Origin of the sequence: Bittarella massiliensis (ex Durand et al. 2017) (assembly GCF_017566145.1) — a bacterium.
In the GTDB taxonomy this organism is placed as follows: Bacteria; Bacillota; Clostridia; order Oscillospirales; family Ruminococcaceae; genus Bittarella; species Bittarella massiliensis_A.
Map to the genome: position 1 here is coordinate 55,108 of NZ_JABFCL010000013.1, position 26,863 is coordinate 81,970.

The 26,863-nt window shown below is 62.6% G+C and carries 28 protein-coding genes; 22 read left to right on the forward strand and 6 right to left on the reverse strand.

Annotated features, from left to right (window positions below):
* Positions 1-117 precede the first annotated feature (117 nt).
* Complete coding sequence (locus HJY11_RS11555) at positions 118-1,071, reverse strand: nucleoside hydrolase (RefSeq protein ID WP_208076112.1); 954 nt, start codon at positions 1,069-1,071, stop codon at positions 118-120.
* 110 nt (positions 1,072-1,181) lie between these two features.
* Between HJY11_RS11555 and HJY11_RS11560 the strand changes: the two genes are divergently transcribed.
* On the forward strand, positions 1,182-1,811 hold the full coding sequence (locus HJY11_RS11560) for a Crp/Fnr family transcriptional regulator (RefSeq protein ID WP_208076113.1): 630 nt from the start codon (positions 1,182-1,184) through the stop codon (positions 1,809-1,811).
* A 334-nt stretch (positions 1,812-2,145) separates the two neighbouring features.
* On the opposite strand, the gene HJY11_RS11565 is transcribed toward HJY11_RS11560, so the two are convergent.
* The 3 genes from HJY11_RS11565 to HJY11_RS11575 form a co-directional block, all read right to left on the reverse strand.
* On the reverse strand, positions 2,146-3,012 hold the full coding sequence (locus HJY11_RS11565; protein ID WP_208076114.1) for a prepilin-type N-terminal cleavage/methylation domain-containing protein: 867 nt from the start codon (positions 3,010-3,012) through the stop codon (positions 2,146-2,148).
* A gap of 249 nt (positions 3,013-3,261) precedes the next feature.
* Positions 3,262-4,107, reverse strand: coding sequence for a pentapeptide repeat-containing protein (locus HJY11_RS15695; protein ID WP_208076115.1), 846 nt, complete (start codon positions 4,105-4,107; stop codon positions 3,262-3,264).
* A 42-nt stretch (positions 4,108-4,149) separates the two neighbouring features.
* On the reverse strand, positions 4,150-4,578 hold the full coding sequence (locus tag HJY11_RS11575) for an XRE family transcriptional regulator (protein ID WP_208076116.1): 429 nt from the start codon (positions 4,576-4,578) through the stop codon (positions 4,150-4,152).
* A gap of 302 nt (positions 4,579-4,880) precedes the next feature.
* On the opposite strand from HJY11_RS11575, the gene HJY11_RS11580 reads away from it, so the two are divergent.
* From HJY11_RS11580 to HJY11_RS11635, 12 genes are all read left to right on the forward strand, one after another.
* Complete coding sequence (locus HJY11_RS11580; RefSeq protein WP_208076117.1) at positions 4,881-6,080, forward strand: serine/threonine protein kinase; 1,200 nt, start codon at positions 4,881-4,883, stop codon at positions 6,078-6,080.
* Between the two features lie 170 nt (positions 6,081-6,250).
* Positions 6,251-6,766, forward strand: a complete 516-nt coding sequence (locus HJY11_RS11585; RefSeq protein WP_208076118.1) for a DUF4352 domain-containing protein — start codon at positions 6,251-6,253, stop codon at positions 6,764-6,766.
* 593 nt (positions 6,767-7,359) lie between these two features.
* A complete protein-coding gene (locus tag HJY11_RS11590) occupies positions 7,360-8,742 on the forward strand; it encodes an MATE family efflux transporter (RefSeq protein WP_208076119.1) in 1,383 nt (460 codons plus the stop codon).
* Between the two features lie 175 nt (positions 8,743-8,917).
* Positions 8,918-9,481: a sigma-70 family RNA polymerase sigma factor gene (locus HJY11_RS11595; RefSeq protein WP_208076120.1), complete on the forward strand. Its 564-nt coding sequence runs from the start codon at positions 8,918-8,920 to the stop codon at positions 9,479-9,481.
* Positions 9,482-9,566: 85 nt separating this feature from the next.
* The gene (locus HJY11_RS11600; protein WP_021661398.1) at positions 9,567-9,845 is read left to right on the forward strand and encodes a zinc-ribbon domain containing protein; all 279 of its coding nucleotides are present in this window, start codon (positions 9,567-9,569) and stop codon (positions 9,843-9,845) included.
* Positions 9,846-10,646: 801 nt separating this feature from the next.
* Positions 10,647-11,486: a transporter substrate-binding domain-containing protein gene (locus tag HJY11_RS11605; RefSeq protein ID WP_208076121.1), complete on the forward strand. Its 840-nt coding sequence runs from the start codon at positions 10,647-10,649 to the stop codon at positions 11,484-11,486.
* Between the two features lie 67 nt (positions 11,487-11,553).
* Positions 11,554-12,369, forward strand: a complete 816-nt coding sequence (locus HJY11_RS11610; protein ID WP_208076122.1) for an amino acid ABC transporter permease — start codon at positions 11,554-11,556, stop codon at positions 12,367-12,369.
* 50 nt (positions 12,370-12,419) lie between these two features.
* A complete protein-coding gene (locus HJY11_RS11615) occupies positions 12,420-13,190 on the forward strand; it encodes an amino acid ABC transporter ATP-binding protein (RefSeq protein WP_243764467.1) in 771 nt (256 codons plus the stop codon).
* 431 nt (positions 13,191-13,621) lie between these two features.
* A complete protein-coding gene (locus HJY11_RS11620; protein WP_044993521.1) occupies positions 13,622-13,831 on the forward strand; it encodes a DUF1858 domain-containing protein in 210 nt (69 codons plus the stop codon).
* A 103-nt stretch (positions 13,832-13,934) separates the two neighbouring features.
* Entirely contained in the window at positions 13,935-15,203 is a 1,269-nt protein-coding gene (locus HJY11_RS11625) for an MFS transporter (RefSeq protein ID WP_208076123.1), read from the forward strand.
* Positions 15,184-15,840: a class I SAM-dependent methyltransferase gene (locus HJY11_RS11630; protein WP_208076124.1), complete on the forward strand. Its 657-nt coding sequence runs from the start codon at positions 15,184-15,186 to the stop codon at positions 15,838-15,840. Before HJY11_RS11625 ends, HJY11_RS11630 begins: the two co-directional genes overlap by 20 nt.
* A gap of 94 nt (positions 15,841-15,934) precedes the next feature.
* A complete protein-coding gene (locus tag HJY11_RS11635; RefSeq protein WP_208076125.1) occupies positions 15,935-17,251 on the forward strand; it encodes a WD40/YVTN/BNR-like repeat-containing protein in 1,317 nt (438 codons plus the stop codon).
* A gap of 251 nt (positions 17,252-17,502) precedes the next feature.
* Here HJY11_RS11635 and HJY11_RS11640 read toward each other — a convergent pair whose 3' ends face one another.
* The gene (locus tag HJY11_RS11640; RefSeq protein WP_208076126.1) at positions 17,503-18,387 is read right to left on the reverse strand and encodes a carbon-nitrogen hydrolase family protein; all 885 of its coding nucleotides are present in this window, start codon (positions 18,385-18,387) and stop codon (positions 17,503-17,505) included.
* Between the two features lie 713 nt (positions 18,388-19,100).
* On the opposite strand from HJY11_RS11640, the gene HJY11_RS11645 reads away from it, so the two are divergent.
* The 9 genes from HJY11_RS11645 (at position 19,101) to HJY11_RS11685 (ending at position 25,801) form a co-directional block, all read left to right on the forward strand.
* Positions 19,101-19,850, forward strand: a complete 750-nt coding sequence (locus HJY11_RS11645; protein WP_208076127.1) for a Nif3-like dinuclear metal center hexameric protein — start codon at positions 19,101-19,103, stop codon at positions 19,848-19,850.
* Complete coding sequence (locus HJY11_RS11650) at positions 19,850-21,613, forward strand: Rqc2 family fibronectin-binding protein (protein WP_208076128.1); 1,764 nt, start codon at positions 19,850-19,852, stop codon at positions 21,611-21,613. Before HJY11_RS11645 ends, HJY11_RS11650 begins: the two co-directional genes overlap by 1 nt.
* Positions 21,614-21,627: 14 nt before the next feature.
* A complete protein-coding gene (locus HJY11_RS11655; RefSeq protein ID WP_208076129.1) occupies positions 21,628-22,044 on the forward strand; it encodes a secondary thiamine-phosphate synthase enzyme YjbQ in 417 nt (138 codons plus the stop codon).
* 8 nt (positions 22,045-22,052) lie between these two features.
* Positions 22,053-23,069 (forward strand): helix-turn-helix transcriptional regulator, encoded by a 1,017-nt coding sequence (locus tag HJY11_RS11660; RefSeq protein ID WP_438820433.1) that lies wholly within the window; start codon positions 22,053-22,055, stop codon positions 23,067-23,069.
* Between the two features lie 147 nt (positions 23,070-23,216).
* On the forward strand, positions 23,217-23,357 hold the full coding sequence (locus HJY11_RS11665; protein ID WP_021661375.1) for a hypothetical protein: 141 nt from the start codon (positions 23,217-23,219) through the stop codon (positions 23,355-23,357).
* Positions 23,358-23,373: 16 nt separating this feature from the next.
* Positions 23,374-23,676 carry an HIRAN domain-containing protein gene (locus tag HJY11_RS11670; protein WP_208076131.1) on the forward strand — a complete coding sequence of 101 codons (303 nt, stop codon included), beginning with the start codon at positions 23,374-23,376 and terminating at the stop codon, positions 23,674-23,676.
* 81 nt (positions 23,677-23,757) lie between these two features.
* Positions 23,758-24,468 (forward strand): alpha/beta hydrolase, encoded by a 711-nt coding sequence (locus HJY11_RS11675; RefSeq protein WP_208076132.1) that lies wholly within the window; start codon positions 23,758-23,760, stop codon positions 24,466-24,468.
* A gap of 194 nt (positions 24,469-24,662) precedes the next feature.
* Positions 24,663-24,896 carry a hypothetical protein gene (locus HJY11_RS11680; RefSeq protein WP_208076133.1) on the forward strand — a complete coding sequence of 78 codons (234 nt, stop codon included), beginning with the start codon at positions 24,663-24,665 and terminating at the stop codon, positions 24,894-24,896.
* 80 nt (positions 24,897-24,976) lie between these two features.
* Positions 24,977-25,801 carry an NYN domain-containing protein gene (locus HJY11_RS11685; protein ID WP_208076134.1) on the forward strand — a complete coding sequence of 275 codons (825 nt, stop codon included), beginning with the start codon at positions 24,977-24,979 and terminating at the stop codon, positions 25,799-25,801.
* Between the two features lie 302 nt (positions 25,802-26,103).
* Here HJY11_RS11685 and HJY11_RS11690 read toward each other — a convergent pair.
* Positions 26,104-26,863: InlB B-repeat-containing protein (locus tag HJY11_RS11690; protein WP_438820434.1), on the reverse strand; the 760-nt coding region annotated here is incomplete at its 5' end.

Sequence of the window (26,863 nt, forward strand, 5' to 3'; positions counted from 1 at the left end):
GTGAAGGCAGTCGGAAGAGGAGAAGGAGCCTGCACAGTTTTTAGGGGAAAGGGCGGGAGGACTGGCGGAGAAGAGGACAGGAAAACCCGCCTTGCCCGGGCAAGGCGGGTTGGAGTTTTATTCCAGCAGCATCTTCAAGACGCGCTCCTTGAAAAGGGCGGCGTCCATCCGCTTGATGAGGCGGGCGTTGGCCGGCCTGTTTTGATAGCCCCCGGCGGTGGCGACGGCGTTGGGGAGGAAGGGGATGACCTGGCCGTAGGTGGCCTCCTCCCGGTAGCAGGTATAGCAAAAGCGGTCCTCCGCCTCTAGCACCGTGTCTGGCCAGAGGGCTGCGGCTGCGGCGAGGGCATCGGGCAGGGGCACGGTGGGGTAGCCCAGGCGGGCAGTGGCCATCTCCAGCAGCACCCGGTTGCTCTGCACCACAAACGAGGCCAGAGTGGAGCCTGACTGGTTGAGACGGTCGATGTCTTGGGCGCTGAAAGCGGTCTCGCCCAGGCAGAGGTCAAACCCGGCGATGGTGAGGGGAATTCCGCTTCGCAGTACCGCGTCGTAGGCCTCGGCGTCCACCAGCACATTGAACTCGGCCACGGCGGTCTCCATCCCCAGACTGTACCCGCCGGTTCCCATGGAGTAGATGTGTTTGACCCCCTGCATGGCTTCGGGCTCCTTCATCAGGGCAAGGGCAATGTTGGTGGCGGGCCCGATCATCAGGATTTCCAGTTCACCGGAGAAGCGTTTGGCCAGCTGGCAGATCACATCCACCGCATGCCCCTCCTGGGGGGCGATGTGGGGGTGCACCAGGCCGCAGTCGCCCATGCCGTCGTTGCCGTGGGCGTGTACGGTGGTGAGGGGCTCGCGCAGCAGGGGGCGGGAGGCACCCTTGTAGACCGGCGGCAGTTCGTCCCCCATCCATTCCAGTGTCGCCAGGGCGTTTTGGGTGGCCTGTTCCAGGTCCACGTTGCCGAACACGGTGGTGACTGCCTCCACCTGTATGTCGCTGTCCGCAAGCATCATCATCAGGGCGAGGGCGTCGTCTCCTCCGGTGTCGGTGTCGATGATAAAGTGTCGCATCTCTCTTCTCCTCTCTCGGTTGACGGTTGGTTTTCCCCAGTATAGAATGAGGTCGATGGTGAAATCCAGGTCACTTGACCAAAACACGATGTTTCGTTTGGAGGTGCGCCATGAAGGGACTGATTGATTTTTTGGAGGCGGCTCCGGCGGCGGTCAGGCGCCAGCTGGAAGAGGTGTCGTTTGCGCGGCGGGCCCCCATCCTCTGGGAGGGGATGGAGAACAGCGCCGTCTACATCCTCCTGGAGGGGGACGCCGAGGGGTATTTGCAGGGCGTTCGGGGACAGGTGTCGCCGGTATTTCACTACTGCGCCCCCAGTCTCTTCGGCGAGTTCGAGGTGTTTTGCGGGCGGGAGAACGTCATCAATGTGGCGGCGGTCAGCCCCTGCCGGCTGTACCGCCTCTCCCGCGGCGCCTTTTTGGAGTGGATGCGAGCCGACTTTGACTTTACCCAGTACGTGGTGGCCCAACTGGTGCGCAAGTTGACCGAGAACACCGTCCTCTTTGACAAGTTTGGCCGCTATACGGTGAAGGAGCGGGTGCTGCGCACTGTGGCTGCTTGGCACCGGGCCGGGAGGCTGCCCCAACTGACCAAAGAGGTGTTGACGGTGGAGGCGGGTGCCCCGCTGCGCAGCGTCAATCGGGCCGTGGCCACCTGTGCCGGAGAGGGGATTTTTTGTTGGGAAAAGCGGCGCTTCCGGGTGCTTGACGAGGCGGCCCTAAGTGGTTTTTTGCCCCAGTGAGGGGGGACAGCTGGGGCGGAAGGGCGGACAGGAAAAAGCCGGGCCCCACTGTGTGCGGTGCACGGCAGGGCCCGGTTTTTGCCGGGGAATAAAAAATTTGAAACGGGATTTGACGTTCAATTCTGTGCCCGTCTGCCCCGCCGGGGGCGGGACTTTTTCCAAGGGCAATGCGGCGGCGATTGCGGCGGACGGCGCGGCAGCTCCCAGTTGGCGGAGGGGTGTCTGGCCTGCCCCGAATCGGCCGCTGAAAACAGGGGCACAGTTGCCCCGGCGAAGAAGAAAGAGGGGGCGGGAGCAGTTTCTTGCTCCCGCCCCCTCTTTTGGCACAGGTGGATCAGTTGGCGCCGGCCGGCATCTGGCCGAACACCTGGTAGATGGTGTCGAACTGCTGTTTGTCCGCCTCGCTTTGGGGGATGCCGGCAAATTCGCTCCAGGAGGCGTCGCCCCTGCCCAGCACGGGGTAGTATTCGCCCTTTCCCTCCAGTTGGGCCTCCCGCACGGTGATGTAGCCGGCGGTGTAGGTGTCCCGGAGGGAATTGTAGCGCATCACCTTGACCCGGCTGCCCACCGGATAGTCCACCAGGTCCTCAGTGGTCCAGTAGAGCAGAAATTGGCCGTTCCCCATCCCTTGGAAGGACCAGCTCTGTATCCCTTGGGTCTGCAGGTCAAAGCCCGCCTCTTTGAGGGCGCCCTCCAGCTTTTCCCGGTTGGTCCCCTGCTTGCTGGTGGAGTCAATGTACTTGCCGGCGCCGGTGAAGGACTGAAACATGGCCTTGAGCTCCTCGCTGCCGGGGTTTGCAACGAGGTCACGAATGACCTCGCTCATGTCAAAGGTGTAGGCGCTGTCGTGCAGGGGGCAGACGATCTGAATCTCCTCCGCGCCGTTGCGCAGCACGTGATAGACCCCGCCCTGCTTGCAGTAAAACTCAGATGCTTGGGCCAATTCCTGCAGCTGGGAGGTGGTGAGCTTGCCCCCACCTTCGGTCTGGTAAATCTCCTCTGCCTGCAAGTCGCGGGCCAAACTGGCCTTGCTCGCCTCGCAGGCGCGCTTGTGGGCCTTGTCGATCCAGCCCACCATGGAGGGGATGAGGAGGGCGGCCAGAACCGCCAGAATGACCAGGACGACGATGACCTCCACCAGGGTGAACCCCTTTTGGCGGCCCCGGCCGCCGTTCGCTTTTGCCCTTGCTCTTGCTGCCATCTCCTCACCTCAAACTCATTTTTGCTCGTGTTTACTTATGCCCCTATGATACCACAAGCGCGAAGCACGCAGTGGTATTTGGCCATGGGGAAGGGAGCAAGCGCAGCTTGCGCATCTGCCTGGCCGTCCCAGGTATCATATCCGCTCTGCGGCTATTATACCACAAAAAGCCGGCAAATGGGGAGAAGATGTGCAAGAAGAAGGGAAAAAGGGGAGGCAGGATGTACCGAGTGGAGGGGGCAGCGGGGATCATTGGGACCCGCTGGAGCGGCCCCAAGAGGTGGGGCGGGAGAGAAAGGGCGGGAGGAGGGTCTCCTCGTCCCCCCGGGCAGCCCCCAGCTGGATGGGGGTGAGAAAGGCGCTCCCTCGCAGATCGGCCCCGCAGAGATCGGCGCCCCGCAAGTCGGCGCCCAGGAAGCTGCTGCCCCAGAGATCACAGCCGGAGAGGTCTGTCCCCAGGAGGAGCGCCATGGAGAAATCGCGGCCCCGCAGGACGGTTTTTCGAAATTTGCGCCCCGAATAGTCGGCGCTTTGGCAGGGGGAAGGACGGCCCCCGGCGGCGGCCAGGGTCTGTTCGTGGGCGGGGCGAAGCAACCGGTTGACCCGCGCGCGCTGCTGCTCCAACTGGAGGGCGTCAAGAGGGGCGCTCTCCTCGCCAAGGGCCCAGCACTCGCCAATGAGCTGCGTCGCCTCCTCCCAAAGGGGGCGGGCAGGGAGGAGGGAGGCGGCCTCGGCCAGATACCAGAGCATTTGGTGGAGGGCGGTCAGGGATAGGAAGTGGGCAAAGAGCCGCCGCTTTTCTTCGGGGTCGCGTCGCCAGTCAACAGGGGAGGTGGCGGCGGCCCGCTGTCCGGCCCCCAAACAGTCGTAAGCGGTGCAGCCGTGCAGGCCGCGGGCGGTGAGCTGGCCGTGGATGGCGCAGCGGTACTCCCCGTCCAGGTGGGGACAGGGGCGGCCCGGGGGCAGTTCGGCGGGGAACCCCTCGGCGCGGGCGCGGTAGAGGGCGGCGCAGCAGAGGCCGCAGCAGCGCCGGCAGTCGGCGGTGAGGGCCTTTCGCAGCTGGGGAAGAGGCTCTTCCCGGCGGATGGGTCGCACGGCGGATCCCTCCTTTTTTAATGGCGCTCTGCAGGGGGCAAACTAGCTGAGAAGGGTGGGTTCCCCCGCCTCATAGAGCAGATCGTCGGCCTCGGCCACCCCGAGCCCCTTGTCCAGGCAGTAGAGCAAGATGGCGTCGCGCCGGTCGCGGGGGTAGAGTTTGCCCCGCCCGGCCAGGCGGAGAACCCGATCGCACTCGTCGGCGCAGAGGCCGCCGCCCAGGCACAGGCAGATGAGCTTGTCCCGCTCGGCCCGCTTTTTGCCGGCCAGAATTTGATAGGCGTACACCTCGCTCAAGCCGCTGCGGCGGATGACCTCCGACTTGCGCAGACCCCGCAGTGCCAGGCATTCGACGAGGTACTGCGAGAACTCCTTGTGTAAAAATTCCCCCTCGTTCTCGCGGATATAGGCGTCTAGAGAGGGCGCCTCTTGCAGTTCGTTGCGCAGCTCTCCGGTGGATTTTTGGGACACGGAATCAGCCCTTTCTGTGAAACTGCCCAACCTGTCTGGGCGAAAGAAGTACCTTTCATTATATAGGAGCACGTCCCTCGCTGCAATATGCTGGCAGCTGAGTGCCTTTTAATCCAGGTTGTGGTAAAATAAAAAATAGCTGTGGGTGAAAAGAGGGGCGGGAGACGCCCTTCTTCGCCGGGGTTTGGGCGGCCGCTCCGAAGAGGCCATTGCCCTGCGCTGCGCCGTGTCCGAGGGGGCGTGCGCCGCCTCGCCAAGGGCCCGCAGCAGGAGAATTTACAGAGCCGAGGAATGAGACAGCGATGACAGAGTTGACCGACTACCTGGCAGATCGGTATCAGGTGCTGGACACCTTTTCTGAAAACGAGCGGGCGAGAGTGGAACTGGTGCGGGACAAAAATACCGGTCTGGTGGCGGTGAAAAAGACCATTCACCGGGCGGACACCGTCTATCCCCAGCTGCGGGACCGGCACTTTGCCGGCACCCCCATGGTCTACGACCTATACCAGTGTGCGGGCGAGACGGTGGTGTTGGAGGAATACGTGCCCGGAGAGACAATGGCCCGCTGCGCCGAAGGGCGGCGACGGCTGGGGGTGGCACAGGTGGGACGGTGGCTCTCTGCCCTCTGCAGCATTTTGGAGCCCCTGCACCGGGCGGGGCTGGTGCACCGAGACATCAAGCCGCAAAATGTGCTGGTGCGGCCGGATGGACAGCTCTTTCTCATCGACTTCGAGGCGGCCCGCCAGTACGATCCCCGGCAGAAAAACGACACGGTCTACCTGGGGACCAAGGGCTATGCCGCCCCTGAGCAGTACGGCTATGCCCAGACCGACGCCCGCACCGATCTCTATGCCCTGGGGGCGCTGGCCAACTGGCTGCTCTGCGGCAAGCTGCCGGAAGAGCAGCGCTGGAAGGGACCCCTGGCGGGGGTGATCGACTGCTGCCTGCGCATTGATCCAGCCCAGCGGTACCAGTCGGCCGCCCAGCTGCGGGGGGCGGTGCAGCAGGCGCTGACGGGACTGCCCGCCGAGGAGGGAAGCGCTTTTCCGGCGGCGGCCACATCGCCGGCCGCCGCCGCTCCACTGCCCGCTTGGGCGGATGTGGAGCCGGCGGATCTGACGGCGAGCTCATTTTCCAGCGCCCCTTCTGCGGGGGAGGAGGGGGGACCGCCCCGCCGGTGGCAGAGCGTGTTCGGCCGGGAGAACGCCTGGCGGCTGGTGGCATTTTTGGCCTTTGGGGCCTTTGTCCTCTGGACCGCCCTCACCAGCGGTCCCTTTGCACAGGTGGGGGCGGCGATTTTCAGCTGCCTGATCTACCTGTGGATATTCCTCCCCCACGCCGCCTATTGGCTGAACCTGGGGGAAATTCGCACCCGGCCCCCCTTTCGCGCGCTGGACAGACAGGGGCAGCGCTGGCTGGCGGGACTGTGTTACCTGGCTGTCTGGCTGGTGATCCTGCTCATTTTGGTGCAGATCGGGTACGCCTTTTACCGGGTGCCGTGAGGGATGGGAGGGCATACGGCATGTGTTTCGGGGCAAAGTCCTATGCTGGGGGCATAGGACTTTGCCCCGGTTTTTTCGTACAATGGGGGCGATCATCCGAGGATGCGAGCCGGAGGGTCGCCCGGCAAATGTGGCCGGGACATTTTGCCAGTGAGAGGAGTTTTGGAAAGATGAAAAAACGCATTTTGCTGTCTCTGCTCTGTGCGGCGGCCCTGGTGATCTGTGCCGGCTGCGGTTCCAGCGCCAGCGGAGAGAACGGGTCGGGCGAGGGCGCTTCTTCACAGGTGGAGGAAAAGACCTCCTTTGGCGTGGGCGAGACCTACGAGGAGGACGGCGTGAAGATCACCCTCAACAGGGTGGAGGAGAACGAGGGCACACAGTACCTGAAACCCGCTGATGGGAACGCCTTTATTGTCTGCGAGTTCACCGTGGAAAATGGCTCGGATAAGGAACTGCTCGTCACCGCCGCCTCCTTTGATGCCTATGCCGACGACGAGGCCATCAGCCTTAGTATCAGCGCCTCCTACGAGCAGGGCAAGGACCTGAGCGGCACCATTGCCAAGGGGAAAAAGCTCACCGGTATCATCGGCTACGAACTGCCAGCGGACTGGAAGGAACTGGAGCTGGCTTACAAACCCAATCTCTTTTTGGACAAGGCCATCAACTTCGTTGCCACCAACGCCTAGTCTTATTTCGGGAGCAGGCTTTGAACACTGTGCCGCAAAAGGGGGCAAAGCGCCCCGGTAGAGGGCCGACGCCGCGATTCAGCGGCGCCGGCCCTTTTTGCGTCGCCAGGGCTTTGGAGAGCTGCCCTCTCGCGCCGCCCGGCCCTGCTGGGGCTGTGTGTAGAAAAGGCATTCGTCTGCGCGCTGGCCTCCCTGCTGCTGCGATATGGAGAGGAGACATCGCCCTTGGCGGCGGGAAAAAGATGACTGCCCGGCGCATCTGTCGCCCGGCGGCGCCGCTCGCCCAGGCCCCCTTGTGGTGGAACGCTGGGCGGGAGGACGAAAAAGACGGCGGAGAGGCGGTATGATGAAGGGGAGGGAGAACGGGAAAAAACGGTCAAAAAAGAAGTCGCTTTTTGGACAAAAGGTGTTGGCGCGGGGCGGGGAATGTGGTATACTGCTGCTGTCACCGGGAGGGATTCCCCCTCCCCCAGTCGCCTTTTGGCCCGGCGGACCCCACAGGCGGCTGTTTTTTGTGCCCTTGCCCGGCGCTGCCCATCCTCGTGAAGAGGGGGGGCCGGGGGGAGAAATCAGACAGAGAGGGAATTGAGATCGTGCGCGACAAGATTTTGACCGAAAAGTCCTTTTATCGGGCCCTGCTGACGGTGGCCATCCCCATCGCCCTGCAAAACCTCATCAGCTTTGGGGTCAATATGATGGACACCGTGATGCTGGGCCAGCTGGGAGAGGTGCAGCTGTCAGCGGCTTCCCTGGCCAACCAGCCCTTTTTTGTCTTCAGCATGTTCTCCTTTGGCTTTGCCGCCGGCGGCTCGGTGATGATCAGCCAGTACTGGGGCAAAGGGGACACGGCGGCCATCAGCCGAATCATGGCCATTGGGCTGAAGTTTGTGGTGGTGCTCTCCCTGGTGGTCACCGCTCTGGTGCTCTGTTTTCCCGAGGCCATTTTGCGCCTCTTCACCGCCGACCCCGAGGTGGTGGCCGAAGGGGTGCGCTACCTGAAGATCATCGCCTTCTCCTACTTCTTCTACGGGGTCTCCAACTGCTACATCACCTCCCTGCGGGGGGTGGAGCAGGTGAAGATCTCGGTGGTGATCTACTCGGTCTCCTTTGTCATCAACGTGATCATCAACTACATCTTCATCTTCGGCGCATTCGGCGCGCCGGCACTGGGGGTCGCGGGCGCCGCGGTGGGCACCCTCTGCGCCCGCATCAGCGAGCTGGTGATGTCGATTGTCTACATGGAGCGCTTTGAAAAGCGCACCGGATTTCGGCTGCGCCATCTCTTTCACAAGATGGACCGGCTGCTGCTGGGCGACTACGTCAAAACCAGCCTACCGGTGGCCTTCAACGAGATCGCCTGGGGGCTCTCCACCTCGGTGCACGCCGCCATTTTGGGGCGGATGGGGGCGTCGGTGGTGGCGGCCAACAGCATCGTCAACGTGGTGACCCAGCTGGCCTTCATCTTCCTCTTCGGCCTCTCCAATGCCACCGCTATCCAGATCGGCAAGGCCGTCAGCTCCAAACCCGCCGGATATGTGCGGAAGATGGCCACCACTATGCAGCTGCTCTCCCTGGGGGTGGGGGCGGTGGGCGCTGCGATTGTGCTGGCCATCCGCAAGCCGGTCATCGGGCTTTACAACATCGCCCCAGAGACAACCGCCATGGCCGGGGAGATGATGATCGCGGCGGCGGTCATGACCTTCCTCATCTCGGTGGAGGTCATCTCCACCATGGGGGTCCTGCGGGGCGGTGGCGACACCAAGTTCACCTTCTTCATCGACGTCTTTTTCATCTGGGCGGTGGCCACCCCTCTGGGGGCCTACTTTGGCCTGGTGGCCAAGGTGGCGGCGCCGGTGGTTTACGTGTTGCTGCGCATCGATTCCCCCATCAAGACGGTGGTCTCCTTCTTCCGCATCCGCAGCGGCTGCTGGATGCGAAACGTCACCCGGGACGAGTCGGAGCTGGCGGCCGAATAGGTTTTCGCCCTGGGAAGAAGGGAGAAACTCTGCTCTGCCATGCGGTTTTTGGCGGGTTTGCGCAACTTTTATCTGAAAAATCTGGCGCTTTTGGCGAGAGTGAAAAAATTCCTTGACAGGAAGTGGTTTATAGGTTAGGATGGGGATGTTGAGAGAACGCTAAAGGTAGGGTCTTATGGGCGATTGGAAACCGGATGACGCACAGACCGAACTCCTGCGCCGGGCACAGGGGGGCGACGCGAAAGCCCTCAATCAATTGGTTTCCGCCTACCTCCCCATCGCCGAGGCGATGGCGCGCAAACTCTTTTCCGCCGACTGTGAGGACATGGCGCAGGAAGGGCTGATGGCCCTGCCCGCCGCGGTGAACGGTTTTGATCCGGAAAAGGGAATCCCCTTCTCCTCCTATGCGACAGTCTGTCTTCGCAACGCCATGATTGCCAGCTACCGGCGCAGCCGGGCGCGCAAGCGGGGCGGCGGCGAGGAGAGGTTGCCCTACCTAGACGGGGAGGACGGAGCCGACGGAGCCAGCGACCCTCAGCAGATAGTTGCACAGCGAGAACAAGTGTCCCGCCTGATAAAGCAGGCGGAGAGTGTTTTGTCTTCGTTTGAGAAACAGGTATTGTCTCTACACCTGGACGGGTACAGTTACAAGGACATTTCGCACCTCTTGCACAAGCCGGAGAAATCTGTCGATAACGCCCTGCAACGAGTGAGAAAAAAATTGAAATATGCCCAATAGCTCAGGGGAGCGTTTAGGTTTTTCTAAAAGACGGTTCAATTCCGGTGCGGGCCAAATTTATCTTTCCAAAGTGAGGTACAATCAAATGTTCGAAGACAAGACTTTAGTGTGCAAAGAGTGCGGCCAGGAGTTCGTGTTCACCGCTGGTGAGCAGGAGTTCTACGCGGAGAAGGGCTTTGAGAACGAGCCCCAGCGCTGCAAAGAGTGCCGTGACAACAGAAAGAGAAACCTCAGAGGCCCCAGAGAGATGCACGACGCCGTCTGCGCTTCTTGCGGCGCACCCTGCCAGGTTCCCTTCCAGCCCCGCGAGGACCGTCCTGTCTACTGCAGCGACTGCTTCGCCAAGATGAAAGAGGAGCAGTAAGCTACCGTTTCTTTTCGTCGATTAAAAGCCCTTCGCTCAAACGAGCGAAGGGCTTTTTTTGTCTGCCGACAGAGGGGCCAAACAAAGGGTGCCGCGACACCCTGACGGGGTGGCGGATAAAGGGGGCCTTCCGGCCCCGACGGTTGGGGCGCCCGGCAGGTGCCCCGGCTGCAAAAGAGGGGGGAGAGCTCCTTGGATCGGCCAGGGGGTCCAGGCGGTGGGCGGTGAACCTTTTGTCGGTGCAATGGCCCATTGAAACGCGGCTGCAGTCAAACCGGAGAGAGGCGTTGACCCGCAAGGAGAAGCCGCTTTTTTTGGCCTGCAGGGGGAAGAAGCGCGCGGGAGAGAGGAGAGGGGCAAAAGCGCCCTCTGTTGGCGGAGACTGCCTGCCGCCCGCGGGGGGAGCGGACCGCATCAAAAGGAGAGTTGTTCCCTTCTCCCTGATGTAGTTGCCCAGGCGGCGGACCCCATCCGGTATATCTGGCTGGCGCCGCAGCCGGGACAGAGAGGGGGGAGCAAGAGAGGAGGAGATGGAAAAGGGGAGCCGTTTGCCAAACGAACAGGCTGGGGCGGCAAAAACGAAGGAGAGAAATCGCATATTTTGTAACCAATGACTGAATACAATGTAAATAATGGCGGTGAAATCGTTAAGATGGCATAAAATCTCTCCTTTGCGCATTGAAAAGAGGGGAGTCAGTCACTATAATACAGGCAAAGGCGAGGGGGCGGGTGGTTGACCCGCCCCCGGCCTTATGGGAAAGTAGCAGTGCCGAAAGGCGGATAGAAAGGTAGGTCTTGATCGTGAAAGGGAAACGAATCATCGCTATGGCGTTGGCGGCGGCACTCTGTCTGCCCCTGACCGGCTGCGGGGACAAATCTGCGGCAGAAGGCGATGACAGGCCGGTTTTAAAGGTTGGGTTTGAGTGTATGACAGCCCCCATCACCTGGACCCAACTGGACAGCTCCAACGGGGCAGTGCCCATCACCGGCAGCAGCGAATACACCTACGGCTTTGAGGTGGAGCTGATGAAACAGCTGTGCGACAGGGCTGGCTACCGGATGGAGGCCTATAAGATCGACTGGGATGGGCTGCTGCTGGGGGTGCAGACGGGCACCATCGACTGCGCTATCTCGGCCATCAGCATCACCGATGAGCGCAAAGCCTCGATGGATTTCACCGACTGCTATTACCGCAGTCAGATTGTGGCCCTGGTGAAAAAGGACAGCAAATACGCTGGCAAGACCAAACTGCAGGACCTCGCGGGCGCCAGCTGCACCTCGATGCTCAACACCCTTTGGTATAACATCATCGACCAGATCCCGAGTGTCGACAAGATGCCCGCCATGGAGAACGTGCCTGCCATGATCGTCTCGCTGCAGTCGGGCACGGTGGATATGCTGCTGATGGATGAGCCCACCGCCCTGTCGGCTGTGGCGGCCAACCCAGACTTGGCCATGGTGAAGCTGGATGAGAGGAGCGGGTTCCAACTCTCCGATGAGGACACCGACCTGGGAATTGCCGTCAGCAAAAATCGCGGCGACGTAAAGCAAAAACTCAACGCCGCCCTGGCCCAGATCACCGACGAGGAGAAAGAGGAGATGCTCCGCCACGCCATCGAGGTGCAGCCGGTCAACCAGTGACCCTTCGCAGAGGGCGAGCGCGCCCCTGTAAGAGGATAAGCGAGAAAAGGAGAAGGGGAGAGAGACCATGAATTTGCCCACCACATTTTTCGGATGGGTGGCTTTTATCACCGAGAAGTACGGCGTCGCCTTTTTAAAGGGGGCCGGCACCTCGGTCTATCTGGCAGTACTGGGCACCTTGTTGGGTTGCATCATCGGCTTTTTGGCGGGAACGGTGCGCACCGTTCCCCTCACCCGGGAGGACAATCTCTTCAAGCGGGTGGGGATGAATGTTGTCTGGGCGATCATCCGCTTCTATGTCTGGATTTTCCGCGGCACCCCCATGATGGTGCAGGCGATGGTGATCTTCTACGGTGCGGCGGCTGTGTTCGGGGTGCACTTTCAGCCCCTGATGGCGGGCCTGCTGGTGGTTTCCATCAACACCGGCGCCTATATGTGCGAGACGGTGCGGGGCGGCATTCAGTCCATTGATCCAGGTCAGATCGAAGGGGCCAAGGCCATCGGCATGTCCCACGCCCGAACCATGGTCTCGGTGGTGGTGCCCCAGGCCTTTCGCAACATTGCCCCCCAGATCGGCAACTACTTAGTCAGCAACATCAAAGATACCTCGGTGCTCAGTGTCATCACCGTGGGTGAGCTGTTCTATGCGGCCCGGTCGGCGGCGGGGGTCTACTTCAAATACTTTGAGGTGTTCTTTGTGGTCAGCTGCATCTATCTGGTGCTCACCACCCTGGCAAACGCCCTGCTCCACCTGGTGGAGCGGCGGATGAACGGCCCCCGGGACTACGAGCTGGTGGACCCCGCCTCCATCCCCGAGTGCAGGGCAATCGCGGCCGAGAGCAGCCGGGAGAAGGCGGAGAGGGAAAAGGAGGCGGCGAGATGAGCGAGCAGGTCGCGGAGGAGCGCCGGAGTGTAGAGCCGGGCGGGGGGGAGATGTCCCCCGCCCTGCGGGAGCTGTGGCAGCGGGAATCGATCCTCAAGGTGCGCCATCTGCAAAAGAACTTTGGCACCCATGTGGTGTTGCGGGACATCGACTTTACGGTGCACCAGGGCGAGGTGGTGTGCGTCATCGGGGCGTCGGGCTCGGGCAAATCGACCCTGCTGCGGTGCATCAACCGGCTGGAAGTCCCCAGTGGGGGCGAAATTTACTACCACGGTGAACGGGTTGGTGGGGACAGCTTTGACTGGAACCGCTACCGGGCCAAGGTGGGGATGGTCTTTCAGTCCTTCAACCTCTTCGCCAACCAGACGGTGATGGAAAACTGTATGGCCGGGCCCCGGTATGTACTGAAAAAGGGGAAGCAGGAGTCACGCGAGCTGGCCTTGCGCTACCTCTACAAGGTGGGGATGGTGCCCTACATCAACGCCAAGCCAGCCCAGCTCTCGGGTGGGCAGCTGCAGCGGGTGGCCATCGCCCGGGCACTGGCCATGAAGCCGGATGTCCTCCTCTTTGACGAGCCCACCTCGGCCCTTGACCCGGAGATGGTGGGGGAGGTGCTGGGGGTGATGAAACAGCTGGCCCACGAGGGGATGACCATGGTGGTGGTCACCCACGAGATGCAGTTTGCCAGGGAGGTGTCCGACCGAACGGTCTTTATGCTCGACGGCTTTATTGCCGAGGACGACGAGCCCGAGGTGATTTTCGAGCGCCCCAGAAATCCCAAAACAAGAGAGTTTTTAAGCCGGTTTATGCACCGGATGTAAAGAAAAAAAGCAGCCCTCGGCCGCACAGATGGCGGACGGGGGCTCCTTTGTGTTTTGGCGCACTGTCAGGGGGGAGGACAGCTCTCCCCTGGGGCGCGGTATCCCCCCACCCAGCGGGCAGGTGGCAGGCGTTTGATCAGAAAGGGCGTTTATAGGCTGGGGGTGAGGGGGCCCCGGCGAGAGAGGCGGTGTTCCACCTTGGAGGGACCTCCCGGCGGATGATGGGCCGTCGCGCTCTGACTTCGCGGTCTGGGCGGGGAAACAACACAGATGAGAGAGCAGCCCCAAATTGGCTTTATGCACGGAAAACAGAAGTGAAATTGTGACAGAAACACCAGAGAAAATGGCCTTCACAGGGGTTGTGCTGGGGGGGAGAACAAGCTATAATAGAGTCATTCGGTAAACTTTGCAAGCAAAAGGAGCGTATCGAGATGACCATTACACCCGAGATTTTGATTGGCGAGCTGCTGCGCATCGACGCGGAGGGGATCGCCCCTATTTTGATGGAGGCCGGCATGCACTGTGTCGGCTGCCCCGCCTCCCAGGGCGAGAGTCTGGCCGAAGCCTGTATGGTGCACGGGATGGATTGCGACACCCTGGTGGCAAGCATCAACCAATACCTGGCCTCGAAAGAGGCATAGTGGGCGGGGCCGCGGGACAAATGTCTCGCGGCCCCTTCCCGTTGGGCGCATGCGGCTGCGTTCGCGCCGAAGAGGGCACTTTGAAAAAAGAGGAGGAATTTGTGTGGCAAAGAACAGTCGGTTGCGGCAGATGCTGGGAATGGAGGGCCTCAACCCCGACTTTTTGAAGGTGCTGCAGATCTACCTGTGTTATCTGGTTTTTACCAACCTGCACACCATGTTCATCAACACCCTGTTTATCAAACTGACGGGGGACAGCGGGGTCACCATGTTCTACAATACGGTGGTCTCTATTTTGGGCCCCTTTTTCACTGTGGCGACGGTGGCCTGTATGCGGCGCTTCTCCGCCAAGTTCACCTTTACGGTGGCCATCGCCGATTTTTTGGTGATGTACGTCACCTTTTTTACGGTGATGAACCGGCTGGACGACTTTGTGGTGCTCATCGCCTTTCTGGCGGCCATGGGACAGTCGTTTTTCTTCATCACCTACGCCAACGCGGTCTCCCAGTTTTCCAGCGAGGGGAACACCGACCAGACCGTCTCCTTCATGGCCTTTGCCAGGGGGATTGTCAGTCTGGCCATGCCCTTTCTCTCGGGCTTTCTCATCTCCCGCTTTGAGGGGCTCACCGGCTACTATGTGGTCTTTGGCCTCTCGGCGGCGGTGGCGGCGGTGGCCATGTACAAGGTGGTGCGGATGCCCCGCATCGCCTTCAACTCGCAGAAGACCCAGTACAAAAAGATGGTGCGCATTGCCGTGCGCTCCCCCCTCTGGCGGATGTTTGTGGCCTCGGAACTGATCAAGGGCTTTCGCTCGGGGGTATTTAACTTCTTTCTCAACATCCTCCTCTTTCGCATCATCCAGAGCGAGCTGCTGGTGGGGGTCAACAACGTGTTGGTGGGTATCAGTGCCATCCTGGCCAGCTGGGTCTGTGGGCGGTTGATGAAGCGGGAGAACCGGGTGAAACTGCTGCACATCTCGGTGAGCGTTCTGGTGGCGACCACCGCCTCCCTCTACTGGCAGATGGATGTGACCACCATCCTGCTGTTTTCGGCGGTCAACAGCTTCTTCGGCTGCTGGCTGGACAACGGCTACACCAGCATGTTCTACCTGTCGGTGAAAAAGACGCCGGGCGGCCAGGGCCTTAGCGGGGAGTTTATCACCCTCTCCCAGTTCTGCATGGGCTTTGGCGGCGCCGCCGGCATGGCGGTTATCTCCATGCTGCCCCAGACCACTGTGGCCACCATCACCGGCCTTCTGGTGTTGGGAGCCAGCCAGTACATCAGCAATTTCTTGATGAAGACCATGCAGAGACAGATGGACAAAACCGACGCGCAGAGGGGAGGAGAGACAGTTGATACGATTGCCGGATAAGCGACTGCAGGCGGTGGCGGCTCTGGTGCCCTCGGGCACGGCGGCCGACATCGGCTGTGACCACGGCTACCTGATCTGCCACCTGGTGGAGAGCGGGCGGGTCACCAAGGGCTATGCCTGTGATATTTCGGAGCCTTCGCTGCAGAAGGCGCGGCGACTGGCCGAGCGAAACGGCCTGGCGGTGAGCTGCATCTGCACCGACGGGCTGCAGGGGGTGCCCGAGACCGACACCGTCATCGCCGCGGGGATGGGGGGCGAGCTGATCGCCAGCATCATCCTCGCCGACGAGCGGCTCAGGGCGCCGGGCAAGACACTGGTGCTGCAGCCCATGAGCCGGGCCGGCCAGCTGCGCATCGACCTGTACAAGGCCGGGTTTGAGCTGGTGAAGGAGCAGGTGGTCTGTGACCGCGGCCGGGTCTACACGGTGATGCTGGCGGCCTATGCGGGAGAGCCCAAGCGAATTTCCCCCCTCATGAGTTTGGTGGGCCTCATCCCCCTGAGTGCGGGGGAGGAACGAGCCCTCTACTACGAAAAGGTGTTGGGGCAGCTCTACAGCCAGAAACAGGGGTTGATGGCCCAGGGGAAGGACGCCGCCCACATCGAAGAGCTGATCGTGGAGATCAAAAAGCTGTATTGAGCGCGCAACGGGCGGTCCTCCTAGCCAGTCTCGCTGGCGGAGGGCCGCTTTTGCCCTGTATTTTTACAGCGAAAAAGAAGGGAGAGATTTTTGGATGAGGAGAGGGAGGTGGCAGGCCTGGCTGTTGGCGCTGGCGCTGGCGGCGGGCAGTCTGACCGGCTGTCAACAGAGGGGCGGAGCTGAGGTCTCCCCGCCGGAGGGGGAGGCCTCGCCGCCGGTCTCCGCCGCCCAGCCGCCGGAGGGCGCGCTGGCCACCGTGCAGACAGACAGCGCCGGGCTGCTGGACATTGCCAAACAGCTGTTGACCAAATATGCTGTCGACCAGGGGGTCCAACTGACCCCTGACTACCCCAGAAACATACTGGCCGGCGGGCGGGAGGAGTACACCGCCGAACTGGGATTCACCCTCTCGGGCGACGGGGGAACCCCCGGCCTGCTGGCCGGCTGCCTGGGCGACGGGCTAAGCGGCGTCGCTCAGATGCGGATTGTCCGCTACGGGGCGGACGGGTATGCCCTCGTCGAACTGGGCAACTTGGTGGAGGCTGGCGACCTGCCCCCCTACGACGGCCCCGACTACGCTCTGGGCGCCGCCCAGGCCGATGCGGCGGCCGTCCGGGCCAAGCGGGGCTGGGACGGGCGCTGCCAGTACCGCACCGGCCTCTATCAGAGGGAGCCCACTCTGGAAATCAGCTACAACGGCGGGTTGGAGTGGGTAAAGGGCCCGCTGGCAGTGGCCAAACTGTACAGCCCCGACCAGCAGACCCAGGAGTTTGTGCCGCCAGGGGCGGTCTGGGTCACCCAGGAGAAGACGGCCATCTTCTACCAGGACGGCGAGGAGATGAAGGCCCTGCTCTCAAGCGATCAGGGGGCGAGCTGGGAGGAGACGGCGGTGGCCTCTTCGGGGGCGGAGACCCGCTTTCGCGCCATCGGCTTTTGGAGCGACACCGGCGGCTATGCGGTCTTTAGCGCTGGGCGGACCATGAGCCAAGAGGGCTGCAGCGTCTATCTGACCGCCGACGGGGGCAAGACCTGGCGGCCCACCGCCACCCCCGCCGCCCAGGGAAAGACCAGTTTGGTGATCGGCGCCAAATTTGTCAGCGAGAAGGTGGGCTTTCTCTGCTACCGGCCGGAAAACGGGTTGCCCTGCCTCTACCGCACCGATGACGGGGGCGAGCGCTGGCGGCGGTGCGAGGTGGCCCTCCCCGCCGAGTACGAGGGAGTTTACGGGGCGGTGCAGCCGCCAATTTTTGACGGGCAGTACGGGTTGCTGCCGGTGGCCCAGGGGGATGATGGGGACGCCGCCGAGACCGCCCTCTGGTTTGCCAGCGACGACTGGGGGGAGCACTGGAGCCTCTGCAGCGAGGGCTTTCCCGACGAGCTGTTGAGCCAGCGGCGGGAGAATTTGGGGTGATCAAAAGGGGGGCCAACTGGGCCAGGATGAAGTGCGGCTCCCCTTTTCTCCCCCTCTCTCCGTGGATGGCCGGGGAAAAAACAGGGGCCGCTCTTCTAAAAAGGGAGCGGCCCCTGTTTTTCATGTTGCGCTTCTAAGTGCGCCCAGAGCGAGTGGGAGGGAGAGGAGGTTTCCCCTTTTGAAAAGGGGGCTGAACTGCTGCCAGGAGGGTGAGGCGGCCCTGATTGGCGGGGAGGTTGTCACCTGCCCCCCTACTCCCGGCGGTCGTCCCGGAGAAAGGGGGGCGCAATCGCTGTGTCAGTCAAGAGACTGTATTTCGAGGGCCGCCGGTACGCGTTTCCGTGCACCTCCCTCTCGCGGTAACGGCGCAGCTGCTCGAGGTCGAGTTCGGCCATGTAAATGCCCTCCTCGTCCCCCGCTTGGCAGATGCAGGTATCTCGGGATTCCTCCCCCTCCGGGAGGTAGGCCACCCCGTCAAAGACGCTGGAGTGACCGTTGCAATCCGGCGCAGCGGCGGGGTAGTTGCAGGTGGCGATCGCCAGCATGTTTTCGTACGCCCTGCCGCGGAGTTGTGAGAGGCGGTTGATCTCCATGGGACAGGCGTTGGGGACCAGGATTAGCTCAGCCCCCTTGAGCATCAGAATTCTGGCGCTTTCGGGGAATTCTCTGTCGTAGCAGATCATCGCCCCCACGCGCACCTCGCCGCAGGCGGTGTCGAGTCCGGCGACAAAGAAATCCTCGCCGGGCGTCAGATCCCGCTCTGCCCCAAAGTCGCAGGTGTGCACCTTGGCGTAGACGAGTTTGCGCTCTCCGAACCGGTCGAAGAGGACGAGCGAATTGCGGGGGCGGTTTTCGCATTCCTCCAAAATGGTGATGCCGATCGCCATCTCCAGCTCTTCGGCAAGGCGGCCAAAGGCCTTGACAAATGCGCCATCTGCCGGGACAGCCTCTTTCAGCCACTCGCCCACAGGGCGGCCATAGAGGTTGTACCCGTTGCTCCACATCTCGGGAAACAGGGCGATGTCAGCTCCCCTCTCTTTGGCCTCTCGGCAGCGCCGCAGCCCCTTGTCAAGGGCTTCCTCCAGGGTGGCGCAGGGAGCTATCTGCAACAGGGCTATTTTCAGCGAGCTTTCCATTGGCTGTGGCCTCCTATTTGGTCGATTTGCGCAGCGCCCCAAGGGTTTCCCTGTCATAAAGGCATTCTCTCTGTCGGGCGCAGGTGGCTTTTGTCCATTCTATCACGCCGGCCTGGACGCCGCAAGGCCGGCGGGCAAAACAGACGGGCCCTCCCAACCCCCGACGGGCCCGGCGCTTTGCCGCCTACGATTTTGGCGGGGGATGTGGTATAATAGCCGCAGAGCAGCTATTATACCTGAGGATGGCCAGGCAGATGCGCAAACTGCGTTTGCTCCCTGCCTGATGGCCAAATACCGCTGCACGCTCCGCGTTTGCGGTATTATTTCCGCAGAGCGGCTATTATACCGGATGGCCGGGCAGATGCGCAAACTGCGTTTGCTCCCTGCCTGATGGCCAAATACCGCTGTGCGCTCCGCGTTTGCGGTATTATTTCCGCAGAGCGGCTATTATACCTGGAGATGGCCAGCGGATGCGCAAACTGCGTTTGCTCCCGCCCCATGGCCAAATACCGCTGCAAAGACGGGCGGCTGTGAACCCGCTTTTTGCCTCTGCCAGACTGGCCGCCCTCCCTTTCCCATGAGGAAAGGCGGCGGATAAATCCCCTTCAGCGCCAAAAGGCAGGGGGGCGCTTGGACGGTTTGCGGCCCCGCCGGGCCGTGTCAAATAGATGATTTTCGCGGGCAATCCCGCTTTTTGGAAAAGGAGTACGAGTATGCGCGTCAAAGAGATATTGGCACTGCTGGAGGAGCACTGTCCCACCGCCTTGGCCGAGAGCTGGGACAATGTGGGCCTTTTGATCGGGGACGGAGAAGCCGGGGTGACCGGGGTGGAACTGGCCCTGGACGTCACCGGCGGGGTCATCGACTCGGCCCTGTCCCACGGGGCCAACCTGATTGTAACCCACCACCCGGTCATCTTCGGCGGTCTGCACCGGCTGGAGGCCGGGTCGCTGCCCCACCGTCTGGCGGTGGAGGGGCTGTCGGTCATCTCGATGCACACCAACCTGGACATCGCCCAGGGCGGGGTCAACGACTGTCTGGCCGCTGCGGTGGGGCTGGAGCAGCTGGCCCCCTTTCGCCCCGACGGGCTGGGCCGCATCGGCCGGTTGGCGCGGCCTTTGGCCCCGGCGGCCTTTGCCTCGCAGGTAAAGAGCGCCCTGGGCGCCCCCGGGGTGCGCTGTGCCCCGGGGCACAGCGCGGTGGGGACGGTGGCTCTCTGCAGCGGGGCCATGGACAGCGGCATGGTGGAGGAGGCCCAGGCCCTGGGGGCCGACGCCCTCCTCACCGGCGAGTGCAAGTACCACGAGTTTTTAGAGGCCGCCCACCGGGGGATCACCCTGGTGGCGGCGGGACATTTTGCCACCGAACAGGTGGTGCTGCCCGCCCTGCAGGCGCTGCTGGAGCGGGCGGGGGTGGAGCCGGTCTTCCCCTCGACCCAAGAGGATGTGGAGGTGTTTTTCTAATGGCCCTGGACGCACTGACCCTCCACCTGCTCTGCGGCGAACTGCGCCAAAAGGTGCTGGGGGGGCGAATCACCAAGATTCACCAGCTCTCGAAGGAGGAGCTGGTGCTCACCCTCTCGGGACAGGGGGAGATCGGGGGGAAACTCTTTCTCTCGGCCCGGGCCGACGCGCCCCGCATCCACCTGACCGGGGAGCAGTACCCCAACCCCGCCACCCCGCCCATGTTCTGCATGCTGCTGCGCAAGCACCTCTCCGGCGGGCGGCTGGTGGACATCCGCCAGCCCGAAGGGGAGCGCATTGCCTTTTTGGACTTTGACTGCCGAAACGAGATCGGCGACGCGGTGCGCTTAAGCCTGGTCATCGAGATCATGGGCCGCCACTCCAATATCGTCCTCCTCGCCGAGGACGGCACCATCCTGGACGCGGTGAAGCGGGTGGACATGAGCATGTCCTCGGTGCGGCAGATCCTGCCCACCGGAAAGTACGCCCTTCCCCCGGCACAAAACAAGCTCTGGCTCCTCTCTCACAGCAAGGAGGAGCTGGCCGAGGCGGTGGCCGCTCGCTTTGACGGGGACCTGCACCGGGCCTGCATGAAGACCCTGGCCGGTATCTCGCCGGTGGTGGCGGGGGAGATCGAGCACTACGTCACCAAGGGGGAGCCCTGCGGGGAGCTCTCCCCCGCCCAGCTGGACCGGCTGCGGTTCTTCCTGGGCCAGATACAGGAGACGGTCCGCTCAGGGGACTGCGCCCCCACGGTGGTGCTGGACGCGCAGAAGGCCCCCAAGGACTTCTCCTTTATGGAACTGCACCAGTTTGGCTACCCCTTTGAGACCCGACATTACCCCGCACTGGGGGAGATGCTCGACGCCTTTTACACCGGGAAGGACGCCTACCACCGGGTCAAGCAGCGCTCGGCCGACCTTTTTCACCTGCTGATGGGGCGCATTGAGCGCATTGAGCGCCGGGTGGCCGCCCAAAGAGAGGAGCTGAGCGCCTGCGCCAAGCGGGAGGAACTGCGGGTCTGCGGCGACCTGCTGCAGAGCGCCCTCTACCAAATACAGAAGGGCGACCGGGTGGCCGCGGTGCCAAACTATTACAGCGAGGCGGGGGAGACGGTGGAAATCCCCCTGGATGCGCGGCTGACCCCGGCCCAAAACGCCCAGGCCTACTACAAAAAATACCGCAAGCTCTGCACCGCAGAGGAGAAGCTCAAAGCTCTCATTCAACAGGGGGAGGAGGAGATTCGCTACCTGGAGAGCGTCTTTGACAGCCTGACCCGGGCCACCGGAGAGGACGAACTGGCGGTCATCCGCCAGGAGCTCTGCGACCAGGGCTACCTGCGCCGGGCTGGAAAGAGGGGGAACCGCCCCAAGATGCGGGGTCCCCTGGAATTTGTTCTCGACGACGGCTATACCTTGCTGGTGGGGCGAAACAACACCCAAAACGACCAGCTCACCACCAAGTTGGCCGAGAGGAGCGACATCTGGTTTCACACCAAGGACATCGCCGGCAGCCACGCCATCTTGCTGACGGGGGGGGAGGACTTCGACGCCATTCCGGTGCGGGCCTTCACCCAGGCGGCCACCATCGCCGCCACCCACTCCAAAGCAGGGGACGCCGCCCAGGTGGCGGTGGATTACACGTTGGTGAAAAACATCAAAAAGCCCGCCGGCGCCAAGCCGGGGATGGTGGTGTTCGAGCAAAACTACTCGGCCTATGTCACCCCCGACCCGGACCTCTGCCGCCGGCTGCAGAAGAAGTGAGAGGAGAGAGCGCTGTGAAATCCCACCGCAAAGAGCTACACGTTCACCTGCCTGCCCGGCGGGGGCTGGTGAACATCACCCCCCAGGTGCAGCAGGCCATCGACGAGAGCGGGGTCAGAGAGGGGCTCTGCCTGGTCAATGCCATGAACATCACCGCCAGTGTCTTTATCAACGACGACGAGGCGGGTCTCCACCGGGACTACGAGCGCTGGCTGGAGCGTCTGGCCCCGGAAAAGCCATACAGCCAGTACGACCACAACGGCTTTGAGGACAATGCCGACGCCCATCTCAAGCGCACCGTCATGGGGCGGGAGGTGGTCTGCGCCATCACCGGCGGCCGGCTGGACTTCGGCACCTGGGAACAGATTTTTTACTTTGAGTTTGACGGGATGCGGGACAAGCGGGTCCTAATCAAGATCATCGGCGAGTAGAGAGGGGGATGGCCGTGGCCAAGAGCGGGGGACAGAAGGGGCGGCTGCTGGCCCTGCGGGAGATCTTTTTGCGCCAGACCGACGAGGAGCACGGCCTCACCCTGGCCCAGCTGCAGGGGGAGTTGGAGGGGCGGGGGCTGGCCGCCGAGCGCAAGAGCCTCTACGACGACATCGAGACCCTGCGCCTCTACGGGCTGGATGTGGTGCGGGAGGGGCGGCGCTACTTTGTGGCCGAGCGCCCCTTTCAGCTGCCTGAACTGAAGCTGCTGGTGGACGCAGTGCAGGCCTGCAAGTTCATTACCCGGCGCAAATCCGACCAGCTCATCGGCAAGGTGGAGGGGCTCTGCAGCGCCCACCAGGCCCGCCAGCTGCAGCGGCAGGTCTATGTGGCCGGCCGGGTCAAGACCGAGAACGAGGCGGTCTACTTCAATGTGGACGCCCTGCACGGGGCCATCTCCCAGGAGGTGCAGGTCTCCTTTGTCTACGAGGAGTGGGCCCTGGCCCCCGGAGGGCGGCGGTTTGTCCGCCGGGCCCGCCGGGAGGGACAGGCTTACTGGGTCAGCCCCTGGGCCCTCACCTGGGATGACGAGAATTACTACCTCATCGCCTTTGACGGCCGGGCGGGGGCCATCCGCCACTACCGGGTGGACAAGATGGCCCACATCCGCCTGCTGCCGGAGGCGCCCCGGGAGGGGGCTGACGCCTTTGCCAATTTCGACATGGGCGCTTACTCCAAAGGGGTATTTGGGATGTTTGGCGGGGAGGAGGAGACGCTGCTGCTCTGGTTTGCCACCGCCCTGGCGGGGGTGGTGGCCGACCGCTTCGGCCCCGAGACCCCCCTGCGCCCTGTGGGGGAGGGGTTTGCCGTGCGGGTCAAGGTGCGGGTCAGTCCCCAGTTTTGGTCCTGGATCTTCGGCCTGGGGGCCGGGGCGCGCATCCTCGAGCCGCCGGGGGCGGTGAGCGCCTATCTGCGCTATGCCAGAGAGGCTTTGGCTCCCTACGGGGAGGGAAAAGAGAATTTGTAGAGAGGGGAGACAGCTGCAGCTGTCTCCTTTTTTGTTGTGTTCTGGGAAAAATGCGCAACCGAGAAAACAGTCCGTTTTATAGGACAGTTGATTTTGTATACTGGTGGTAGAGAGAACAAAACCAATGACCTGTGAGGAGGACGGAAGATGGATTGCGAGATTCGCTATGTGAACGGCCACGTGGAAGTGTATGACAGGGGCGGGAGATTTCAATTTTCCGCCGACACCGAGCAGGAGGCCCTGCGGGACTTGCGGGACGGCTGGCTGCTGCCCGACCGGGCCGCGTAAAGAGGGGGAATGGCAGATGAAGAAAAAGGACTTTGTGACCGTTGTGGGGGGAAAGCACTACCTGGGAACCGGTGTGTTTTTTCCCGGGCAGGAGCTCATTTGCAAAAAGGAGCCACAAAACGCCCACGATGCCGAGGCCATCTGGGTGGGCTTGAACCCCAGCTGCCAGGCGGGGTATCTGGCCAACAGCCCCTACACGGTGGCCAGGGGGACCATGAGCGCCGGCCGCCTCTACGACCGGGTGCCCGACAGGTTTCGGGTGCGGGTGCTCTTTGTGGCGGGGAGTCAGGTGATCTGCCGGGTCTGCCGGGAAAAGTAGGGCGGTTGCGCCCCTTGGCCTATGGGGGTATACTGGAGAAAAACCGGCGCGCCGAAGTGTTCCGGGAGGGAGGGACGAGCTGTGAAGGGAAGGCTGTACACGAGCCCGGGGGGAACCCGCTGCTATCTGCTTCAGGGATGGGGGCAGGGCATGCCTGCCGTTCACCTGTTGGACGGCGACATGGTGGAGGGGATGCTGCCCGAACTGCTGGCGGGACTGGAGGTGGAGGGGAGGGACCTGCCGCCCCTGGCCCTGGTGCTGCACAGCGCCGGGAACCGGGATGACGACTACACCCCCTGGCCTGCCCCCAACCTAAAAAAGAGGGACAGGCCCTTTGGCGGCGGTGCGGCGGAGTACCTGCCCCGGCTCTGCCGCGCCAAGGAGGAGGCGGAGGCCGCCCTGGGGGCCGACGGCAGGCGCTCGGCTCTGTTGGGGTACTCGCTGGGGGGACTCTTTGCCCTCTGGGCGGCAGCCCAACCAAACGCCCCCTTTGCGGCTTTCGCCAGCCTTTCGGGTTCCCTCTGGTACGACGGCTGGCGGGAATATGCCGAAGAGAAGTTGCCACAGCGGGGGCGGGAGCTCTTCTACCTCTCTTTGGGGGAGGGGGAGGAGCACACCCGAATGGCGCGGCTGGCCCCGGTGGGGGACTGCACCCGCGCCCTCTGCAAGCAGCTGCAGGGGCGGTTGGACAGCCCGGACCAGTGCGTGTTGGAGTGGAATCCGGGCGGCCATGTCACAGAGATCGCCGCCCGCCACGGACGGGCGCTGCGCTGGCTGGCAGGCCGCCTTTGAGGGGGGCAAACAAGGGCCTCGCGGCTGTGGCTTCCAGATCTCAAATCGGCCTGGCAATTTGGGCGGAGCGGCGCTTTTGCCGCCCCGCCTTGCTGCGCTTTGCAAAGGCCTCTCCCAGTGTCCAAAAGGGGGGGAAGGAGAGATCGATCCACCGTCCAGAACTGTATTTCTCCACTGCGGAGGTGAGGGGGAAAATGGCGACCGCCGCCGTTGGCCGCCCCTTCCTGCAAAAGGACCCGCCCAGAGTGTCAAACCAAGATCCCCTGCGGGGAATCTGGGCGCAGCAGCCATTTCTTTTTACCTCTTTAGGGGGAAAAGAGATGCTTTTAGGGCAAGGGAGATTCGGCTTTTTGCCGGCCTGGCTGCCGAGCATCCGGGTGATGGCCGGTTTTGCAGGTCAAACGGCGGTTGCCGTTCTCCTCATTTGACTCGACCGGCCTTTTTCGATTGCATCCGGCGCGGGGGATGGTGTATACTGAAAAGTATCAAGGAAAAAGGAAGGAATTATATGGAAAACAGCATGGACCGGCGCTTCGCCGTCCTGATAGACGCCGACAACGTGTCGGGCAAATACATCAAGTGCATCCTCGACGAGGTCTCCAGCGACGGGATCGCCACCTATAAGCGCATCTACGGGGACTGGTCCAGCCCACTCCTCCAGTCCTGGAAGAGCCTGCTGCTGGACAATTCGATTCTCCCCATCCAGCAGTACGGCTACACCACCGGCAAAAACGCCACCGACTCGGCTATGATCATCGACGCCATGGACATTCTCTACTCGGGGAATGTGGAGGGGTTCTACATCGTCTCCAGCGACAGCGATTTCACCCGGCTGGCCGCCCGCCTGCGGGAGTCGGGGATGTACGTGGTGGGAATGGGGGAGAAAAAGACCCCCCAGCCCTTCATTAGCGCCTGCAACAAGTTCCGCTATCTGGAAATCCTGGCCGAGACTGCCGCCCGGGCCGCTGAGGGCGAGGAGCCAGAGCAGCTGGAGGCGGAGATCGAGGCGCCCGAGATCGCCAAGTGCGCCCCTGCCGCCGGCAGTTCCCAGCAGATGACCTCGCAAAAGACCATCCGCAAGGCCATTCGCAACATTGTGGAGGAAATTTCCGACGAGGACGGCTGGGCCTTTACCGGCGAGTTGGGGAGCGTGCTCACCAAGCGCTACCCCGATTTTGACGTGCGCAACTTCGGCTTTAAAAAATTGACCCCCTTTCTCAAATCTTTGGGCATGCTGGACATCAAGGGCATTCGCTCGGCCGACGGCAACAGCAAGGTGGTCTATGTGCGCCTTTTGGAGCAGAAAAAGACTGGCGGCAGGGGCGGGCGGTAGCCTTTTTCCCTTGCAGAGAGAGGAGAGGGCCCTTCTGGCGGGCCCTCTTTTTGATTTGCCCGCCTGTTGCCCCCGGCAGAAAGGGGGGAAAGACGATCCCAAGAGGGGAGCCCCGACAGGGTTGTGGCAGTGTTTGGGCCGGGTCCCAATTTGACCTGTCCCGTTGCCTGCCCTGCGAAAAAACTCTGTCTGCCCAATAAAAAGACCCTGTCGCCCCTCAAAAAAGAGGGGCGACAGGGTCTTTTATCACCTTATCCGGTTTGGGATAAGACTGCCGAAAGTAGAGGGGCCGTCTAAACCGACTAGCGGTTCTCCTGGGCCTCTTCTTCCTCTTCGTCTTTCTTGAAGAAGAGGGTGAAGGCCTGGGCGGCGATGCCGACGGCGAAGAAGATGGTCCAGATGTCGGCAATGCGGAAGCGCCAGACCATGGGCTGGGTCACGAAGAAGAGGACAACCAGCAGGGTGGCAATGCCGGCCAGAATTCCCTTCTTGCCGAGGGTGCGCTTTTTGCTCAAAGCGCCGGCAATGGCGAGAATCAGGGCGACGGCGGCGCCAATCAGGTCGAGCAGGGTCATGCGGTCAGTGCCGGGGGCCTGGGCCTGAGGGATCTCGTTGTCGAGAATCTCCTCGGTGGGGCCGTCGACCGGGGCCTGGGCCTGCGGGGTCTCGCTGTCGGGGATGATCACCTGGTCAGCCGGAGGGGTGTCGACTGGCGCGTTGTCAACAGGGGGATTGGGGGTGACTGCCGGGGTGACAGGGCTGGTCGGAGAAGCGGGAACGGTGGGATCAGTGGGAGTGGTGGGATCAGCGGGGTTGACCGGCCCCACAGGAGACTCCTCCTCAGCCGGAGGATTGGGGTTCACGGGTTCTTCGGTCTCGCGTTCCCTCCAGAGGGCGGTAACGGTCAGTTCGCCGGTGACGTTGGAGAAGTCGGCATCCCAGCCGGCAAACAGCCAGCCCTCGTCGGGGGTGGCCTGCGGGACCACAGCGGCTTCGCCGTGGTAGATGGTCTGCTGGGCGTCGCCGGAGACGGTGCCGTGCTCGCCGGGCAGGAAGGTGACG

Bases quoted from the DNA above. Each gene is read 5' to 3' on its own strand.
- HJY11_RS11555 (WP_208076112.1), bottom strand. From the start codon at position 1,071: ATGCGACACTTTATCATCGACACCGACACCGGAGGAGACGACGCCCTC.
- HJY11_RS11560 (WP_208076113.1), top strand. From the start codon at position 1,182: ATGAAGGGACTGATTGATTTTTTGGAGGCGGCTCCGGCGGCGGTCAGG.
- HJY11_RS11565 (WP_208076114.1), bottom strand. From the start codon at position 3,012: ATGGCAGCAAGAGCAAGGGCAAAAGCGAACGGCGGCCGGGGCCGCCAA.
- HJY11_RS11580 (WP_208076117.1), top strand. From the start codon at position 4,881: ATGACAGAGTTGACCGACTACCTGGCAGATCGGTATCAGGTGCTGGAC.
- HJY11_RS11585 (WP_208076118.1), top strand. From the start codon at position 6,251: ATGAAAAAACGCATTTTGCTGTCTCTGCTCTGTGCGGCGGCCCTGGTG.
- HJY11_RS11595 (WP_208076120.1), top strand. From the start codon at position 8,918: ATGGGCGATTGGAAACCGGATGACGCACAGACCGAACTCCTGCGCCGG.
- HJY11_RS11600 (WP_021661398.1), top strand. From the start codon at position 9,567: ATGTTCGAAGACAAGACTTTAGTGTGCAAAGAGTGCGGCCAGGAGTTC.
- HJY11_RS11610 (WP_208076122.1), top strand. From the start codon at position 11,554: ATGAATTTGCCCACCACATTTTTCGGATGGGTGGCTTTTATCACCGAG.
- HJY11_RS11615 (WP_243764467.1), top strand. From the start codon at position 12,420: ATGTCCCCCGCCCTGCGGGAGCTGTGGCAGCGGGAATCGATCCTCAAG.
- HJY11_RS11620 (WP_044993521.1), top strand. From the start codon at position 13,622: ATGACCATTACACCCGAGATTTTGATTGGCGAGCTGCTGCGCATCGAC.
- HJY11_RS11635 (WP_208076125.1), top strand. From the start codon at position 15,935: ATGAGGAGAGGGAGGTGGCAGGCCTGGCTGTTGGCGCTGGCGCTGGCG.
- HJY11_RS11640 (WP_208076126.1), bottom strand. From the start codon at position 18,387: ATGGAAAGCTCGCTGAAAATAGCCCTGTTGCAGATAGCTCCCTGCGCC.
- HJY11_RS11645 (WP_208076127.1), top strand. From the start codon at position 19,101: ATGCGCGTCAAAGAGATATTGGCACTGCTGGAGGAGCACTGTCCCACC.
- HJY11_RS11650 (WP_208076128.1), top strand. From the start codon at position 19,850: ATGGCCCTGGACGCACTGACCCTCCACCTGCTCTGCGGCGAACTGCGC.
- HJY11_RS11660 (WP_438820433.1), top strand. From the start codon at position 22,053: ATGGCCGTGGCCAAGAGCGGGGGACAGAAGGGGCGGCTGCTGGCCCTG.
- HJY11_RS11665 (WP_021661375.1), top strand. From the start codon at position 23,217: ATGGATTGCGAGATTCGCTATGTGAACGGCCACGTGGAAGTGTATGAC.
- HJY11_RS11670 (WP_208076131.1), top strand. From the start codon at position 23,374: ATGAAGAAAAAGGACTTTGTGACCGTTGTGGGGGGAAAGCACTACCTG.
- HJY11_RS11680 (WP_208076133.1), top strand. From the start codon at position 24,663: ATGGCGACCGCCGCCGTTGGCCGCCCCTTCCTGCAAAAGGACCCGCCC.
- HJY11_RS11685 (WP_208076134.1), top strand. From the start codon at position 24,977: ATGGAAAACAGCATGGACCGGCGCTTCGCCGTCCTGATAGACGCCGAC.